General features: G+C 44.2%; 16 protein-coding genes and 1 other annotated feature. Of the genes, 4 read left to right on the forward strand and 12 right to left on the reverse strand.

The genetic code is table 11. The features are described from left to right. Nucleotides 1–17 precede the first annotated feature (17 nt). Entirely contained in the window at nucleotides 18–1,352 is a 1,335-nt protein-coding gene (gene aspS / locus DWZ93_RS12770; RefSeq protein WP_118453151.1) for an aspartate--tRNA(Asn) ligase, read from the reverse strand. Nucleotides 1,353–2,119: 767 nt separating this feature from the next. Between aspS and DWZ93_RS12775 the strand changes: the two genes are divergently transcribed. After that, entirely contained in the window at nucleotides 2,120–2,965 is an 846-nt protein-coding gene (locus DWZ93_RS12775) for an arginase (protein WP_118453152.1), read from the forward strand. Nucleotides 2,966–3,014: 49 nt separating this feature from the next. Here the strand turns inward: DWZ93_RS12775 and DWZ93_RS12780 are convergent, their stop codons facing one another. Together DWZ93_RS12780 and DWZ93_RS12785 are read right to left on the reverse strand one after the other, a co-directional pair. After that, the gene (locus DWZ93_RS12780) at nucleotides 3,015–4,076 is read right to left on the reverse strand and encodes a CapA family protein (protein ID WP_118453153.1); all 1,062 of its coding nucleotides are present in this window, start codon (nucleotides 4,074–4,076) and stop codon (nucleotides 3,015–3,017) included. Continuing rightward, complete coding sequence (locus DWZ93_RS12785) at nucleotides 4,024–4,533, reverse strand: hypothetical protein (RefSeq protein ID WP_118453154.1); 510 nt, start codon at nucleotides 4,531–4,533, stop codon at nucleotides 4,024–4,026. Before DWZ93_RS12785 ends, DWZ93_RS12780 begins: the two co-directional genes overlap by 53 nt. 355 nt (nucleotides 4,534–4,888) lie before the next feature. Between DWZ93_RS12785 and DWZ93_RS12790 the strand changes: the two genes are divergently transcribed. Next, nucleotides 4,889–5,431 carry a C-GCAxxG-C-C family protein gene (locus DWZ93_RS12790; protein WP_118453155.1) on the forward strand — a complete coding sequence of 181 codons (543 nt, stop codon included), beginning with the start codon at nucleotides 4,889–4,891 and terminating at the stop codon, nucleotides 5,429–5,431. Nucleotides 5,432–5,481: 50 nt separating this feature from the next. Continuing rightward, on the forward strand, nucleotides 5,482–6,402 hold the full coding sequence (locus DWZ93_RS12795; protein WP_118453156.1) for a TDT family transporter: 921 nt from the start codon (nucleotides 5,482–5,484) through the stop codon (nucleotides 6,400–6,402). A 7-nt stretch (nucleotides 6,403–6,409) separates the two neighbouring features. Here the strand turns inward: DWZ93_RS12795 and DWZ93_RS12800 are convergent, their stop codons facing one another. The 3 genes from DWZ93_RS12800 to DWZ93_RS12810 form a co-directional block, all read right to left on the reverse strand. Continuing rightward, the gene (locus DWZ93_RS12800) at nucleotides 6,410–6,556 is read right to left on the reverse strand and encodes a hypothetical protein (protein ID WP_199665948.1); all 147 of its coding nucleotides are present in this window, start codon (nucleotides 6,554–6,556) and stop codon (nucleotides 6,410–6,412) included. Between the two features lie 17 nt (nucleotides 6,557–6,573). Then, nucleotides 6,574–7,023, reverse strand: coding sequence for a hypothetical protein (locus DWZ93_RS12805; protein WP_118453157.1), 450 nt, complete (start codon nucleotides 7,021–7,023; stop codon nucleotides 6,574–6,576). A 153-nt stretch (nucleotides 7,024–7,176) separates the two neighbouring features. After that, nucleotides 7,177–7,932, reverse strand: a complete 756-nt coding sequence (locus tag DWZ93_RS12810; RefSeq protein ID WP_158574323.1) for a hypothetical protein — start codon at nucleotides 7,930–7,932, stop codon at nucleotides 7,177–7,179. Nucleotides 7,933–8,152: 220 nt separating this feature from the next. Here DWZ93_RS12810 and DWZ93_RS12815 point away from each other — a divergent pair, with 220 nt between their 5' ends. Next, complete coding sequence (locus tag DWZ93_RS12815) at nucleotides 8,153–9,421, forward strand: chloride channel protein (protein ID WP_118453159.1); 1,269 nt, start codon at nucleotides 8,153–8,155, stop codon at nucleotides 9,419–9,421. Nucleotides 9,422–9,500: 79 nt separating this feature from the next. On the opposite strand, the gene DWZ93_RS12820 is transcribed toward DWZ93_RS12815, so the two are convergent. From DWZ93_RS12820 to DWZ93_RS12845, 6 genes are all read right to left on the reverse strand, one after another. Beyond that, complete coding sequence (locus DWZ93_RS12820) at nucleotides 9,501–10,433, reverse strand: thiamine pyrophosphate-dependent enzyme (protein WP_118383586.1); 933 nt, start codon at nucleotides 10,431–10,433, stop codon at nucleotides 9,501–9,503. Between the two features lie 13 nt (nucleotides 10,434–10,446). Continuing rightward, entirely contained in the window at nucleotides 10,447–11,628 is a 1,182-nt protein-coding gene (porA, locus tag DWZ93_RS12825; protein ID WP_118453160.1) for a pyruvate ferredoxin oxidoreductase, read from the reverse strand. A 1-nt stretch (nucleotide 11,629) separates the two neighbouring features. After that, entirely contained in the window at nucleotides 11,630–11,932 is a 303-nt protein-coding gene (locus tag DWZ93_RS12830) for a 4Fe-4S binding protein (protein WP_118453161.1), read from the reverse strand. Then, complete coding sequence (locus DWZ93_RS12835) at nucleotides 11,932–12,504, reverse strand: 2-oxoacid:acceptor oxidoreductase family protein (protein ID WP_118383582.1); 573 nt, start codon at nucleotides 12,502–12,504, stop codon at nucleotides 11,932–11,934. The genes DWZ93_RS12830 and DWZ93_RS12835 overlap by 1 nt, the downstream gene beginning before the upstream one ends. A 70-nt stretch (nucleotides 12,505–12,574) precedes the next feature. Then, nucleotides 12,575–12,813, reverse strand: a binding site (T-box leader). Between the two features lie 71 nt (nucleotides 12,814–12,884). Continuing rightward, complete coding sequence (locus DWZ93_RS12840; RefSeq protein WP_243061288.1) at nucleotides 12,885–14,897, reverse strand: LTA synthase family protein; 2,013 nt, start codon at nucleotides 14,895–14,897, stop codon at nucleotides 12,885–12,887. Nucleotides 14,898–14,915: 18 nt separating this feature from the next. After that, nucleotides 14,916–15,773: a DMT family transporter gene (locus tag DWZ93_RS12845; protein WP_118453163.1), complete on the reverse strand. Its 858-nt coding sequence runs from the start codon at nucleotides 15,771–15,773 to the stop codon at nucleotides 14,916–14,918. Nucleotides 15,774–16,372: the final 599 nt, after the last annotated feature.

Here is a 16,372-nt window from a genome sequence, read left to right on the forward strand (position 1 = left end):
TTTATCCGTACCCTGTTCTATGGTTCCAGTCTGCTTAAGTCTCTTGGGAAGAGTGTAGTCTCACGGACATTGTCCTCTCCCACCAGCTTCATGGTCAGGCGCTCCAGACCAATACCCAGTCCACCATGCGGCGGCATACCGTGTTTGAATGTATCCAGATAATGCTCCAGACCTTCCTCTTCCATGCCACGTGCTGCGATTTTCTCGCGAAGTGCTTTGTAATCATGGATTCTCTGACCACCTGTGGTAATCTCCATTCCCTTATACAACAGGTCGAAGCTTAATGTGTATCTGGTATCTGCCGGATCATCCATTGCGTAAAACGGACGTTTTTTCGAAGGATAGTGGGTAACAAATACGAAATCACTTCCCCATTCTTCCTGCGCATACTGTCCGATCAGCTGCTCTTCTTCCGGTTCCAGATCAAATGGATTCCGCATCTTATGACCATATTTTTCAGATACCTTCTGTTTAATCTCATCAAACCTCACTGCCGGGATCTTGCTGACATCCGGAAGTGTAATATTCAAAATCTTCAGTTCTTTCGCATAATCCTTAGCGAGCATTGCCATCATGTACTGCAGGAATCCTGTTTCCATTGCCATAATATCTTCAAATCCATCGATGTAACCCATCTCGAAATCCAGACTGGTGTACTCATTCAGATGACGCTTGGTGTTATGTTTTTCTGCCCTGAATACCGGTGCTGTCTCAAATACTCTGTCAAACACGCCGACCATCATCTGCTTGTAAAGCTGAGGACTCTGCTGCAGTACTGCCGGTCTGTGGAAATAATCCAGACGGAACAGGTTCGCTCCGCCCTCTGCACTCTTAGCTCCGATCTTCGGTGTATGAATCTCCGTAAATCCCTGTTCATAAAGGAAATCACGAAATGCTCTTGTAATGCCTTCCTGCAATTTGAACTTTGCCCGTTCTCTCACATTACGCAGTGCGATCGGTCTGTAGTTCAGCTTGGCATCCAGTGAGGTGTTCAGCTTCCATTTGGAAATGGCAAGTGGCATCATATCTGCTTCCGGCTCACTGAGGATTCGCAGTGATTCCATGCGAATCTCGATGCCGTTCGGCGCTTTTTCATTCTTCTCCAGTGTTCCCTCGATCTCTACGGCATCCGCTTCCCGCAGATCCTTCAGATCAAATCCGGCTATGCCTTCCTCGTATACACCCTGCAGCAGTCCTTCTCTTTTTCTCAGAACAACAAATGCTACGGTTCCCATGTCACGGATTGTATGAACGGCTCCGTTAACCTTAACCTTCTGTCCTGCCAGATCTCCGGCAAGCAGTTCACTGATTTCTAAAGTCTCTTTCTTAGCTACTCCTGTTAAATATTCCATGATTGGTCCTCCTTTTTTTGAACGGGACGGATCTGTCTCTTATGATTGAATTTGTATAACTATTCAGGCCCACCACACATTCGCAAAATTGCACGATACTCATGCTTTCTCGCTACTACGCAGCTAATTTTGCTCATATGTGGGGTGGAACTCTATCCGAGTTCCCTTGAGATACGAAAAATTGCTACTTTCATGCAAGCATGACATATCAATTTTCGTATCTCAGCGGGTCTAAATAGTTACGACTTTAAATAAAAAAGTCCCGGAACATGATCTCTCATATTCCGGGACGGATCTGACATAATCCGCGGTACCACCCGCTTTGAATCTCCGGGAATCTTCTCCCTTTTAATTCCTCTCTTATGCTTAACGCGCATGACACGTACTGTCCTACTAAGTCATAACTTTTCAGCCAGTCTGCTCCCAAGTGTTCCCATATCTCTCATTCCCTAAAAGGTGCTCTCAGTCGGTGACACCTTATTCCTGTCAGGTTCCAGAAAGTTGAGTCTTGTTCTCAGCATTCTCTGAAATTTGATTCAATCTTAGCACAGCCATCTTTGTTTTGCAAGTTATAATTTCAATACTTTCATTTTTCAAATATTTAATCAACGAATTTGATGTTTTATTCTTCTTTTCCAGTGCATTTAAAATGTGCGTGTCATAATTTATTTCAACCACATTTACAGCATTGAAAGAAGCACACAACCATGATATGATGCATGTATGTGTGCATGTCATATAGTCATATAGGATAAGGAGGTTACTCTATGAATCACATTTTCGGTTGTCCCATGCATTACGGAGTGGGTGCCCCGGGACTGATCAACAGTCTGGATTATCTGCAATCTTTTTGCCCTGAACTAGATATTGATATACTTCCGGAAATTACCAGACCGGAAGAGAACCTGAGCAATCTGAAACATCTGAACAGCGTAATTGCAAGCTGTTCACAAATTGCTGAATCTGGATATCATGCATTATGCAAAGGTGAATCACCACTTTACATTACCGGCGATCACAGTTCCGCCATCGGAAGTGTCTCTGCCGCCGGAACATATTGCGAAGATCTTGGTCTGATCTGGATCGATGCACATCCAGACATCAATACCGACAAAACCACTGTCACCGGTAATATCCACGGAATGCCCGTTGCCGCTCTAATTGGTATGGGCGAACAGTCATTGACCAGAATCTTGTCAGACAAGCCTAAAGTCAAACCATCTAACATTGTCATGCTGGGGCTTCGCGACATTGACCCGCCGGAGATGGAGTTTCTGAACAAGCTTCATATTCGCTATTATACCTGGCAACAGATGGCAACTCTTGGTATCCAACGCTGTATCGATGAAACACTTCAATATCTGTCTCATCTGCAGAATGTCCATATCAGCTTTGATATTGATGTAATGGATCCCGCATACCTTCCCGGAGTCTCCGTTCCGGTTCCAGGCGGTCTGTTGGAGGAAGAAGCGTTTACGCTTATGCACCAGCTTCTTACCGGTCTTCCTGTAATATCATGTGATATTGTTGAATTTAACAAGGATTATGATATATCTGACCGGACTGCCACGTTCACACGCCAAATGGCACACCAAATTTTGACAGATTTTTAAAAACAATCCCCTGCGCAGGTTTCTTAACTTTCCTCCGCAGGGGATCCTTTTATTTTGTATCTTTTTTTGATTTATCGTTCTTTGTATTGCTGTTCTTCACTTCACTAGCTGATTTTACTGATGGATCCTTCTGTGCGATTGGCAGTGCATCCTGCACTTTCTTCACGCCATTACCTACAATCCCATTTGTTCTGTCCAGAGATGCTGTCACATCATCTGTCAGATTCGTAAGTCCTGTATTCTTTTCCAGATTCTCCGGATCATCCAGTGGCAGAATAAAATATTCATTATCCGGATTCTGATCCATGTATACCCAGGTTGGAATAAAATCTGCGCCATCAAGAGAAATATTGCCTTTAGCATCTCTCTTCACAGTAAGCTTCACCATCATGCCATCTTCCGAATAGCCATTAGTCAGACCTTCCATGTATTCGGTACGCTGATTGGACAGATGATTGCCAATCGCATATGCACATACCATTTCATGGTCACCGTCTGTGCTGGTCAGAAGATCCACAGGCTCAATTACATGCGGATGACTGGCGATGAGCGCATCCACGCCCATATCGCACAGCTTCTGCGCGATCTCGTCCTGATCAGAATTCTCTTCCGTCTGGTATTCTACACCCCAATGCATACACGCAACAGTATATTCCACACCTTCCTCTTTCATATCAGATAAAATCTGCTCTACATCGCTATACAGCGACTCCGGATCTGCTTCTTTAAAGGAATTGATCAGATCTGCACTCTCATCGTTCACTGCGATACCGTTGATTGTCTTCTGTCCATTCACTTCTTCAGTCTCAAATACATAATTGAAGAAGCCAACCTTGATTCCGTTGATATCCTTCACCACATACTTCTTATCGTCAGCTTTCTTACGCACACCGGTATACATGATGCCATCCTTATCCAATACTTCCATAGTACGTTGAAGTCCTTCGTCTCCACCGTCATAAATATGATTATTCGCAAGCAGGCACATATCGATCCCATTCTCTGCCAACGCATCTGCAATAGCATCCGGCGCACAGAACGTTGGATAACCACTATAATTACCGCCAGTCAGAGCATACTCTGTCGTACAGATAGAAAATATCTGCATCATTATAATAATCCTTTACATATTGAAAGATCGGATTATAATCATAGTCGTCTCCATTCTTATACACCGAAGAAGTCAAAAATGGCTTATGCATAATAATATCACCTGCGATATTAATGGTCGCTGTCGCTTCCTTGGATTTCGCCTTATCTTCCTTTTTCACTTCCACAGAAGTTGTCTTTGCCGGTTCTTTTTTACTGCTTCCGGTCACTTTCTTCACTACTGTTCTTACCAGCAACACAGCCAGAAGCAGGATCAACACCATTGCCGCAATCAGAATTGCTCTCTGGATCTTACGCTTCTTTCTCCGTCTTTCTCTTGCCGCACGGCGTCGCCTCATCTCTGCACGATCTCTGTCCTCTGCTTCATGTCTTTCCGCTGCAGCTTTATGTGCCTTAATGCCTCCCGATCTCGGTGTATGTTCACCCGCAGATCCCTTTTGTTCTGTAATTTCTTCCATAATCCTTTTCTCCCTCCACAGCCATTTCTCTGACTGCTTCCTTTTTCACTTTCCTATACCTAATAAGATACTCGAAAAATGTCAAAAAAACAAGATTACGGAAGAATTTCAGTATACCGGGCTTCAACACTCTCCGTCCAGCCTGATTTTCGCTGTCCCGCCTTAAATATTTACCTGCTTATTCTGTAAAAATATCGTTACCAAACTTTGTGCAGGATGTGAAAAGTCTGCGTTTTTGGATATTTATAGACATTTTCTATAAGTCAGAATATTTATAAAACTTTTCAATTTTACCCTCATTTTCCAAAAAGGTATACTATATTTGATATTATTTTTAATTTAAGGAGGGTTTGATATGTTAGAATCAAACGTAAAAATTGGAGTAACTGAGATCAGTCCGAGAGCCGTACAGCAGGCTGCTGAGCTGAATTTCAAGAACGGCTACTACTGCTGTGAAGCACTGATGGCCACAATAAAGCAGGAGTTCAAACTGGATGTTCCGGATTCTGTAATCGCTATGGCTTCCGGTATGGCTGTCGGCGCGGGTAAATCAGGCTGCGTCTGTGGTGCATTCAACGGCGGTATCCTTGCACTTGGTATGTTCTTCGGTCGCACCGAGCAGAACGGTCCAACCAATCCAAAGAGTGTAAAATGTATGGAACTGACGCATGAACTGCATGACTGGTTTAAAACAGCCAATAAGAAAAATGCGATCTGCTGTCGTGTGCTCACAAAAGAATTCAATATGGGACAGGGCGAACACAAAGAACAGTGTATCTTCTTCACCGGCTTATGTGCATGGAAGGTTGCTGAAATCGTCTGTCGCGAGTGCGGTATCAAGAATCTTGATGAGGTTGATGAGCCATGCGAGCGCCGTGCTCTTGCAGATATTGTCTAGGCACACACATTTTAAAGCATCAAACTATCTACTAGAAATGAGGAAAAACTATGAGTAATGTAATTAAAAAAGTATCAATTCCACTCTGCGGAGTTATGCTGGGAACTGCCGCACTGGGCAATCTCCTTCAGAGCTATTCCGAAGGTATCCGCTATGTATGCGGAGTATTCGCTGCATTCCTGTTGGTACTCGTACTGTTGAAACTGATCATGTTCCCGGGAGCTGTCAAAGAGGATATGAACAATCCGATCATGGCAAGTGTCTCCGGAACATTCCCAATGGCACTTATGATCTTAAGCACCTATGTGAAGCCATTTATCGGACAGGCAGCTTACTATATCTGGCTATTTGCTATCGCACTTCATGTCGTGCTGATCATTTATTTTACCATTAAATTCATCGCAAAATTAGCAATGCCGAAGGTATTCGCAAGCTACTACATCGTATATGTAGGTATCGTTGTGGCATCTGTTACAGCTCCTGCTTATGAGAAACAGTCTCTCGGAAGTGCCACATTCTGGTTCGGTCTGGTGACTTTGATCATCCTGCTGGTACTGGTAACATACCGCTATGTGAAGTTCAAAGAAGTTCCGGATCCGGCAAAACCGCTGATCTGTATCTACGCCGCACCGACAAGTCTCTGTATCGCAGGCTATGTACAGTCCGTTATGCCTAAGAATTATAACTTCCTGATGGCAATGTTTGTTGTCGCTACTGTAATCTACATCTTCGCACTGATCAAAGCGATCGGATATCTGAAGATGCCATTTTACCCAAGCTATGCAGCATTCACCTTCCCATTCGTAATCAGCGCGATCGCGACCAAACAGACAATGGCATGCGCTGCCAATATGGGACACCCGATGCCTTTCCTGGCAAATATCGTACTGATCGAGACGATCATTGCAGTCGTATTGGTAGTATATACATACATCCGTTTTATGAGTGCCATCTTTGGTGGAAATAAATAAATTGTAATTATATGAAAAATAGCATTTTGCGGAGGTAGGCACTCATGTTCTCTGTGCCCACCTCCGCCATCCTTGTCTTGATCAGCTCAAGCTCGTGTTCATCTACGAAAAATTTGACCTGTATCGGCTGCTTGCGATTTCTGTTATCTGGCATATTTCTCTCCTTGATGATTAAAAATGAAATTGAGCCGTTACATAAGGCATTATCTGACTTAGCAAAGCTTCGCCACCGTTCGCTTGTACATAACGAGCCAAAATTTCATGGAAATATTTATTCTCATCGCCAGGAGCATATATATTTTTTCTAATTACCTGTTCATTGGTAAATACATAGTGCGAATCATTTGCGGTTTCTTTATCCAACGAGTATTTCTCAAATCTACCATCATCACGGACGAATACGCTTAAAAACCACAGTTGTTTGCTATCCAACCGGATTTTCAGACGCCATTTTTCCATAGATTTGTCATGACTGATGTGATATGCGCCTGAATATTTTTTATCCGGATGCTCTTCTTTCGCCATAATATATTCCAATGTATATTGAGGCCCTTGTACAAACGAAAGATTAGTATACTTGTTGCAAAACCTTGTCATCGCTCCAATAAAAGCACCAAACATAATGTACCTCCATTCATGTCTCTTGTGTGTACACACATTATGGCACAACGATTTGGTATTTTTCAATAACCTTTCCGAGATTTATCGCATTAAGATGCACCGTTCCGTAAAGCAACTAAACGAAAATGATAACTATTTCACCCGTTTTACTTATCAAATTAAACCGGTTTTCTTTTTCAGCACATTATACAAGATAACTGACAATACAATACAACCCAGAAGTGCCAACCCTGCCACTACGCCAATGATAATAATTACAGGTGAATTCCCGATACTTACCGAAGCTTCAGCCTGTACGCCCGTATCTTTGTCCCCGATCCACCAGTTACCGTTATCTCCTATATACGGAGTCAGGCCATCCTCTCCGTCTTTTCCATCATCCCCAGTTACCTTTCCAAGATTAATTGCTGTTCCATTCGTCAGATTAATGATAAGTTCACCATTTTCGTTGATATTTATTTTGTCAATTCCGATTCCGTCTGCGCCGTTTTTACCATCAGTACCAGATACACCGGCATCACCTTTTGCACCATCTTTTCCATCAGAACCTGCCTCACCGGTATCTCCTTTAACAGATGCCTGTACACCAGTATCAGCATCACCCAGCCACCAGTTACCATTATCTCCTATGTATGGAATCAGACCAGTTTCTCCCTTTTCTCCCGTATCACCTTTATCGCCAGTTGCTTTCACATTAAGAGAAGTCCAAGTCTGACCATTGTCATAGGAAACATACCAACAATTATCCTCGCCAACTTTTAACTGCGGTGTTACGCCGTCCTGTCCTGCGGCTCCGTTATCACCACTATCGCCCTTATCTCCTTTGTCGCCTTTTTCGCCTTTGTCGCCTTTATCTCCTTTGTCACCTTTTTCGCCGACGGAAGACGGATCAAGCCAGCCTGCAGTCAACGTCAAGTCCTCCGTTCATACAATGACTGTTCAAAATATAATTTCATTCGTATATAAATCTACATTTACAGCCTTTTTATTATTGTAACATACAGATTTATTTCACACATCGTCCGTTTTTGTAATAAAATGGGCATTTTCATAGTGTCAATTCTAAAGAAAGAATAGTATAATAAATGGGAATGTTTTTGAGAGTACAAAGGAAAAAGAGGTTTCTATCATGTCCAGAAAAGAAGTTTTATTTCAATATTATTATGAGCATATCCGCCATAACATCGTGAATTTCCTGAAGTGGCTTGTGTTAGCTGTGCTGACCGGCCTGATCGTCGGCGGTGCTAGCGGTATCTTTGCCAAATGTATCGGCGCGGCAACTGCTTATCGTGACGCGCATATCAGGATTTTTCTCCTGCTGCCATTTGCAGGACTGCTGATCGTGTTCTTATATCAGAAGTTAGGAAGCCAGGACGGCGGTACCAACCAGGTGCTCGCCACGATCAAGTCCAAAGATAAGATTCCATTTATCTCCGCTCCACTGATCTTCCTGTCCACACTGCTGACTCACCTTACCGGCGGTTCTGCCGGACGCGAGGGTGCTTCAATCCAGTTCGGCGGAAGCCTTGGAAGCTGGCTTGGCAAGCTTGCGAAGCTGGATGAATTTGACCAGCATGTAATGATCATGTGCGGCATGAGCGCTGCGTTCGCTGCCGTATTCGGCACACCGATGGCTGCTGCCGTATTTGCCATGGAGGTTGCAAGTGTCGGCGTTATGTATTATGCTGCATTGTTTCCATGCATGATCGCATCCATCATTGCGTCACGGTTTGCTGATGGAATGGGAGTAAACCCGGAGACATTTCTGGTAGTAAAGGTACCGGAGCTTACGATTGCAAATGGTCTGAAAATTGGTCTGGTTGCAGTCGGATGCAGTTTTTTAAGCATCCTGTTCTGTATTCTGTTGAAATACACCAGCAAGTTCTATCAGAAATATCTGAAGAATCCATACCTGCGTGTCTTTGCCGCTGCATGCATCATCATCGCAGTGACCGCACTTTTGAACACCAGAGATTACATGGGTGCCGGAGGCAATCTGATCACCCGCGCCATCGAAGAAGGTCAGGCAGGACCGCTTGATTTCCTATGGAAAATGATTCTGACTGCACTGACCATGCGCGCCGGATACCGGGGCGGTGAGATCGTACCTGCATTCAGCATCGGTGCCACATTCGGATGTGTTGCCGGAAGCCTGCTCGGATTATCACCGGGGTTGTCCGCTGCCGCCGGAATGGCTGCTCTGTTCTGCGGCGTTACCAACTGTCCGATCACTGCCATGCTGATTTCTTTTGAATTGTTTGGATTCTCCGGTGTGGCGTACTATCTGATCGCGATATCCATCAGCTACTCGCTGTCCGGATATTACAGTCTGTATAAGGATCAGACCATCATTTATTCAAAATATAAAGCAAGATATATTAATAGAAAAACGAGTTAATAAGTCACACACAACAGGGAGAGGCCATACGGTCTCTCCCTGTTGTTATCTTTAATATTGTTCTGATCTTATCTGCGTTCTATCTTGAGCATTTGTACAGCAGATCTTCCCATCTTCTGTCTACTTCCTTCTGGAATGCTTCGATCAAGTATTCGTTGCCTGGTTTGAAGAGATGTTTGAATCTTCCCTGTTTCTTCAGGAATTCTTCTACCGGAAGCTTCTTCTTCGGTTCGTAGTTCAGGATCCATTTGCCCTCTACGACCTCAAACAGCGGCCAGTAGCAAGTCTCTACACCCAGCTTACAGATCTCCATGATATCCGGTGTGTTATATCTCCATCCACGCGGGCACGGTGCCATGATGTTCAGGAATGCTGCGCCCGGCGTGTAGATTGCTTTTTCAGACTTGATGTGTAGATCCTTGAAGTTCTGAACAAATGTCGTCTGCGCTACATACGGAATGTCGTGGTCAGCGATGATCGCAGCCAGATCTTTTCTGTTCTGCGGTTTACCGTTACTCTCACTTCCTACCGGTGTCGTCGTAGTGTCTGCGAACATTGGTGTTGCAGATGAGCGCTGGATACCTGTGTTCATGTAAGCACCGTTATCGTAACAGACATATACCATGTCGTGATTTCTCTCCATTGCACCTGACAGAGACTGCAGACCGATATCATAAGTACCGCCGTCACCGCCGAATGTGATGAACTTGTAAGTCTCGTCCAGTTTGCCTTTTCTCTTCAGTGCCTTGTACGCGCCCTCTACACCACTCATGGTAGATCCCGCATTTTCAAATGCATTGTGGATATAGCTGTCTTCCCATGATACGTATGGGTATGTAAATGTAGATACTTCCAGACATCCGGTTGCATTACCGATGACTGCCTTATCTCCTTCGTGAAGTCCGCGAAGTACGTTACGAACTGCGATCGTACCGCCGCAGCCTGCACACATTCTGTGTCCCGGAGCCAGACGTTCCGGTTTATTCATTGTCTCTTTGAAATTATAAGCCATTTGTCGTCCCTCCTTACTCTCTGATACCCATGTAACGATAGGTCTCACCTGCATCATCGTTATCGATCATGGTCTGCAGATCTGCAAATACCTGTTCCATATCTTCTACGCGTACGTCACGTCCGCCAAGTCCGTAAATGATGTTAGTTGCAAGTGCTGTGCTTCTTGCACGGAACATTGCTGCCATCACATCAGATCCAAGCGGTCCGCCGTGGTTGGTGTATCCCTCAGCACGATCCATAACAGCGACTGCTTTGACATTTTTCAGTGCTTCTGCAATTGCCTCTGCCGGGAACGGACGGTACAGACGAATCTTCAGAAGTCCGACTTTCTCTCCCTGCGCTCTCAGCTTATCGATCGCATCCTTTGTTGTACCTGCTGCTGAACCGATCATGACAACTGCACGGTCAGCATCTTCCAGCTTGTAAGCCTCAAACAAGCCGTATTCTCTTCCGGACATCTCAGCAAATTCTTTCGCAACATCCAGTACAACCTTCTCTACATGCTTCATGCCTTCTGCCTGATTTCTCTTTGCTTCCATATAGAAGTCTGTCACAGAGTAAGGACCGACAGCCATCGGACACTCTGGGTTCAGCAGATAATTCTCCGGCTCATACTCGCCTACGAATCCTTTGACCTCAGCATCTTCCAGCAGTTCAATATTCTCTACTGCGTGACTGGTAATGAAACCATCCTGACAGATCATAATTGGAAGACGTACATCCTTGTGCTCAGAAATGCGGAATGCCTGAACCATGTTGTCGTATGCTTCCTGGTTGTTCTCTGCATACATCTGGATCCATCCGGAATCTCTTGCACCCATACTGTCGGAATGATCGCAGTTGATGTTGATCGGACCTGACAGTGCACGGTTCACCAGTGCCAATGCTAACGGCAGACGGTTAGAAGCTGCAATGTAAAGTTCCTCCCACATATATGCCATACCGCAGGAAGATGTTGCAGTCAGTGCTCTTGCTCCTGCTGCGGATGCTCCGATTGCAGCACTCATAGAACTGTGCTCACTCTCTACCGGAATAAATTCTGTATCTACCTGTCCATTTGCTACGAAAGAAGCAAAATACTGCGGAATCTCCGTAGACGGTGTGATTGGAAATGCCGGAAATACATCCGGATTAATCTGACGAAGCGCGATTGCTACGGCTTCATTACCTGACAAACGATCTCTTTTTCCCATCTTATTTCACTCCTTCCATTGTAATTGCGCCGAATGGGCATGCCTTTACGCAAATACCGCATCCTTTGCAGTGATCATAATCAAATTCTCCACGTTTCATATCCTTGATTGGAATGCAGCTGTCCGGACAGACCGGTGCGCATAATAGACACTGCTTACATTTATCTGCGATAAATTTCGGTTTCACATGTGTCCATTCTCCTGTCATAAAGTCTTTGGAAGTACCCGAACCGGCAATTACCATACCTTCGGTCAGATCCTGCCATTTTGCTTTTAATCCTAATTTGCTGATATCTGTTGCCATTAGTGTACCTCCTCAAATGCCATTTCGAGAGCCTTCATGTTACCATCGATTACCTCCGGCTTGCTGGCAAATTTGTGATGGAAAGAAGCCTGCATCTCACGCAAGAATGTCTCTTTATCCATGATCCCTGCTACTTTTACGATTGCTGCCAGAAGCGGTGTATTCGGGAAATATTTACCAAGTGTTGCCATGGATACCTTCTTAGCATCGATTACATACACATCTCCCTTATATCCTTTCAGATGCGGAATGATCTCTTCTTTGCTGCGTTCTGTGTTGACCAGAATCGCTCCATCTTCTTTTAATCCACTGGTCACATCTACCGACTCCAGCAGGGATTCATCAACAACAACTACATACTGCGGATCGTAAATGTTGGAATGTGAACGGATCACGGTATCACTGATACGGTTATAAGCTGTGATCGGTGCGCCCATACGCTCCGGACCATACTCCGGAAATCCCTGTACGTATTTACCGGTCTGAAATGCTACGTCTGCCAGCAGAAGCGCAGCAGTCTTGGCACCCTGGCCACCACGGCCATGCCATCTGATCTCTGTGTGGTTACTCATCTTCTTTCATCCTTTCTGTGTGTATTTACCGGATGATGCGGTCCGATAATATAAAATAAGATCCGCCCCAACTAGGGACGGATCTTTCTAATCTTCTATCTTCCGCAACCACCCTGTTCTAACAAACAAGTTGTCTCGCGCACTAACATACGCAATTCCTGTAACGGGAAACACCCGTGGAAACTTACACTTACTTCAGTCTCCATTCTCAGAGATGATTTTCAAAGTGGTATCTTCACTGTCTCGCACCAACGACAGCTCTCTGTAGAACATATCCGTTCTTCTACTCTTTCTCTTCATAGAATTTAAATCACAAATCAAATTTTAGAGCGCAATCTGTTTTACGCTTAATGTGATTTTATCCTATTTTTTCCAGTACGTCAATTACTTTTTTCGTCGCTTTTGAAAGAAATGTGACCATCCAGATACTGATAATAATTCTCGTGCAATACCATCTCGGATACACTGAATTTATCATAGACGACTGCCGACATCTGATCCAGATATTCCTGCGTCACTTCCTCTTCTGTCAGCGGCGTTACCGAACCATTGACCGCATTGTAGATGCATTTCCCGGAAATGAAGCTGCGATTCGGGAAACATACAAGCTGCTCACTGTCTGATAAAATATCCTGACCAACCATCAGACGGGAATCATATTCCAGACCCAGCAGGTTGGAAATAGTCGGAAGTATATCTACATCGTAGCAGTATTTATCCACCTGCACCGGCTCTTTCATGCTGCCGGACCAGATGATTAGATCATTTTGATACCACTCCACACCTGGATCCAGTTCATGTCCTGCCAGTTCATCACACACCGGCTTATCGTCATATGGTATGTGATCCGCACCGAGTACGATCACCGTATGATCTGCAAGCCCACGGTCTTCCAGTTCTACAACCAGCGTCTCCAGCGCTTTTTCCAGTTCCAGCTGGCACGCCAGATATCCTTTTGTCGTCTCGGAATATGGAAGATCTGCCACCTGATCGTAATTCTTATATGCCATCTGATTGCTGTTCACATCGTACATCATGTGTCCGCTGACTGTCATATAGTATGTATGGAACGGCTCCTGATCCATGTACATATCCATACTCTGCAGCATCAACTGTACATCCGACTGCGGCCAGTAATCCTTGCCACTTTCGGTCTTCTCCGGCTGAAACCAGTTACCTGTTCCATACCAGTTGTATCCCATATTAGGATGTGACTTATCACGTCCATAATACGTATAATCATTGTTATGGAATCCGTTTAACGTATATCCTTTTCTCTCCAGCTGTCTGCCCAGCGTAAAGAACATATTATTACCGTTCTCACCCGCTTCACGCATAGAGACAATCCCGTCTGTAGGTAACAATCCGGTCAGATTCGCATACTCGCCATCCGAAGTACTGCCATACCACCCCGGTGTATAATAATGATTGAACACAAATCCCTCGTTCTTCAACTTATACAGCATCGGAGTCCGCTCTTCATCGATCACATATCCGCTAAATCCTTCTGCTGTAATAAAGATCACGTTATACCCCTCAAACATGCCTGTGTACTCGTTCTTATTGGTACCGCTCTGTGCCTGAAAATACTGGGTCAGCTGTGTCACAGAATCATTCGGTGATGCTGCAAGGATTCCATCAAAATCAATATCCATGATATTCGGTGACGTATCGATTCCGCTATCTTTTCCATCCGCATCTTTCTTATCACTTTTCTTATCTGCATCATCTGCCACTGCCGTCTGCAATGTCCGCATTGGTTTTCCTGCCACTTGATACCAGGCATCCAGACGATTTGTCGTCAATACACCAAACTGTTCCACTGTCAAATCTGTAGACACGTTATGATAATAGATATCATTCAAGCTGTACGGTTCCTGGCTCATACAGCCAAGGATCAGAATTGCTGCCAGATACATTTCCGCTGCTAATGCGATTCTTTTCATGCTTTCCTTCCAGGAATACTGTCGAAATACGATCACATTCTTCCGTTTTCCGATAATCAAAAAGATCATCGGCAGCCACAACAGAATCAAACCGCCGATCGTCAGCAGAATGTTCTTACCGATCACATCTATAAAATCAAATGCCTGTCCTGCCACGCCCAGCATACTGAATAATGCCAGGAATTTCTGAAAAACGGATTTGTATACGATCTCAGCGCAGAAAAACAGACACAACACCGCCGTGACAACGATCGTCACAATATATGCTGCGCGTTCCCTCATTTTCCCGATCAATGCTCCGATAAGCACACCACCCATTACCGAAAACAGCGTCATAAAAAAGAAGCCGCCGGACAATGATCTGAATTCGTATATATGAAATACCATTTCCAGATATAAGATTGCTATAGAAAAGTAAACTGGCAGCGTTATCTTTCGTATTCTCATAATCACTCTCAATTCCTCCTAATCATCTGCTTTCAAAGAAGAATACAATGCCACGCCAAGGATCACTGCTCCTCCGATCAATTCTCTCACAGTCGGAACTTCCCGCAGAAAAACAAATGCAAAGATGATTCCATAGACCGTTTCCATTCCTGATATAATTCCCGCCGTCTGCGCGCGCACACCCTTCTGTGCAGATACATATAATGAATATGCAATCGCCGTGCATACGAAGCCAATAGCCGCCACACCTGCAATATCAACCGGTCTCCACTCCACTTTCACAAGCCACAGCGCAGGAAGAAGTACAATCGCCGCTGTTCCCTGCTCATACAGGCAAATGATCCGTCCTGTATATTTTTTTGAAAAATAGCGGTTACCCAGCGTCATAATTGCATAGGTAAAGCTACACAGCATTCCCCATAGGATTCCCACGGTCACCTGATTCTCCACAGAAAATTCCGGCACCGTAATATACACGCCAGCCAGCAGAATCACTGCACTGATCACGCTCCTCGCCCGAAGCTTTTCTTTGAACACGACCGGCTCCATAAACGTCAGAAACAGTGGAAATGTAGAAAATGTGATCGTTCCGATCGCTACCGATGACACCTGGATTGCCTGAAAGAAGCTGGACCAGTGAATCGCCATGATCACACCGGTTCCGATAATCAATGCATAATCCTTTTTTGATTCCAGTGTCAGCTTGTCCTTCTTCACAAGCGATATTGCCAGAAGTAACAATGACGAACAAATGACTCGCCCCATCGCCACCAGCACAGCCGGAACCTGCACATACTGTGCTAGCACTCCCGAAAAGCCAAACAGCATAACCGCCACATGCAAAAATAAAATACTCTTTTTGTTATTTTCCCTCATCTTTTGCCTCACTCTATCAACATTTTTAAATCAATCTTTATGATTATACTCTGTTTTTTGACATAATAAAACACCTTTATATATAGTTTCAGCCCCATGATTAATCAAACAGTTTTGATTACTAATAAAACATGTTTGATTAATCATAGGGCTGAATACATATACTAATTATCGATTTCCAAACAGCATAACAATCTTATTTGATATATTCTTTCACATAAATAAAAAGCCATAAAACCTGAATTAACAAGTCTTATGACTTTTCATAATAGTCGGAGTGACAAGATTTGAACTTGCGACCTCTACGGTCAACGAACAACGTATTTACGGGCTTTGTAAGGGGTATTTAAGAATCCCAACCAAAAGCCAACCAATGACAAATATAAACAAGCGACCTAAACGGTCAGAAAGGAAAACTTGTATATCCGTTTGTTCTAAAAGTTTATTAAATTCAATAGATTAGCTAAAAAACACTAGCCATAGGTGTTCCCTGTGGCTAATTTCCGCCATTGTGCCAAGCAAGATTATGTACTTAATTTTGACAAACTGTTAAGGAAACAATCGGAGTTGGTGTAAACGAAAAAGCAGCCTTGAGTTCT

The sequence above is a fragment of the Dorea sp. AF36-15AT genome, from assembly GCF_003477705.1.
Lineage (GTDB): Bacteria > Bacillota > Clostridia > Lachnospirales > Lachnospiraceae > Claveliimonas > Claveliimonas ammoniilytica.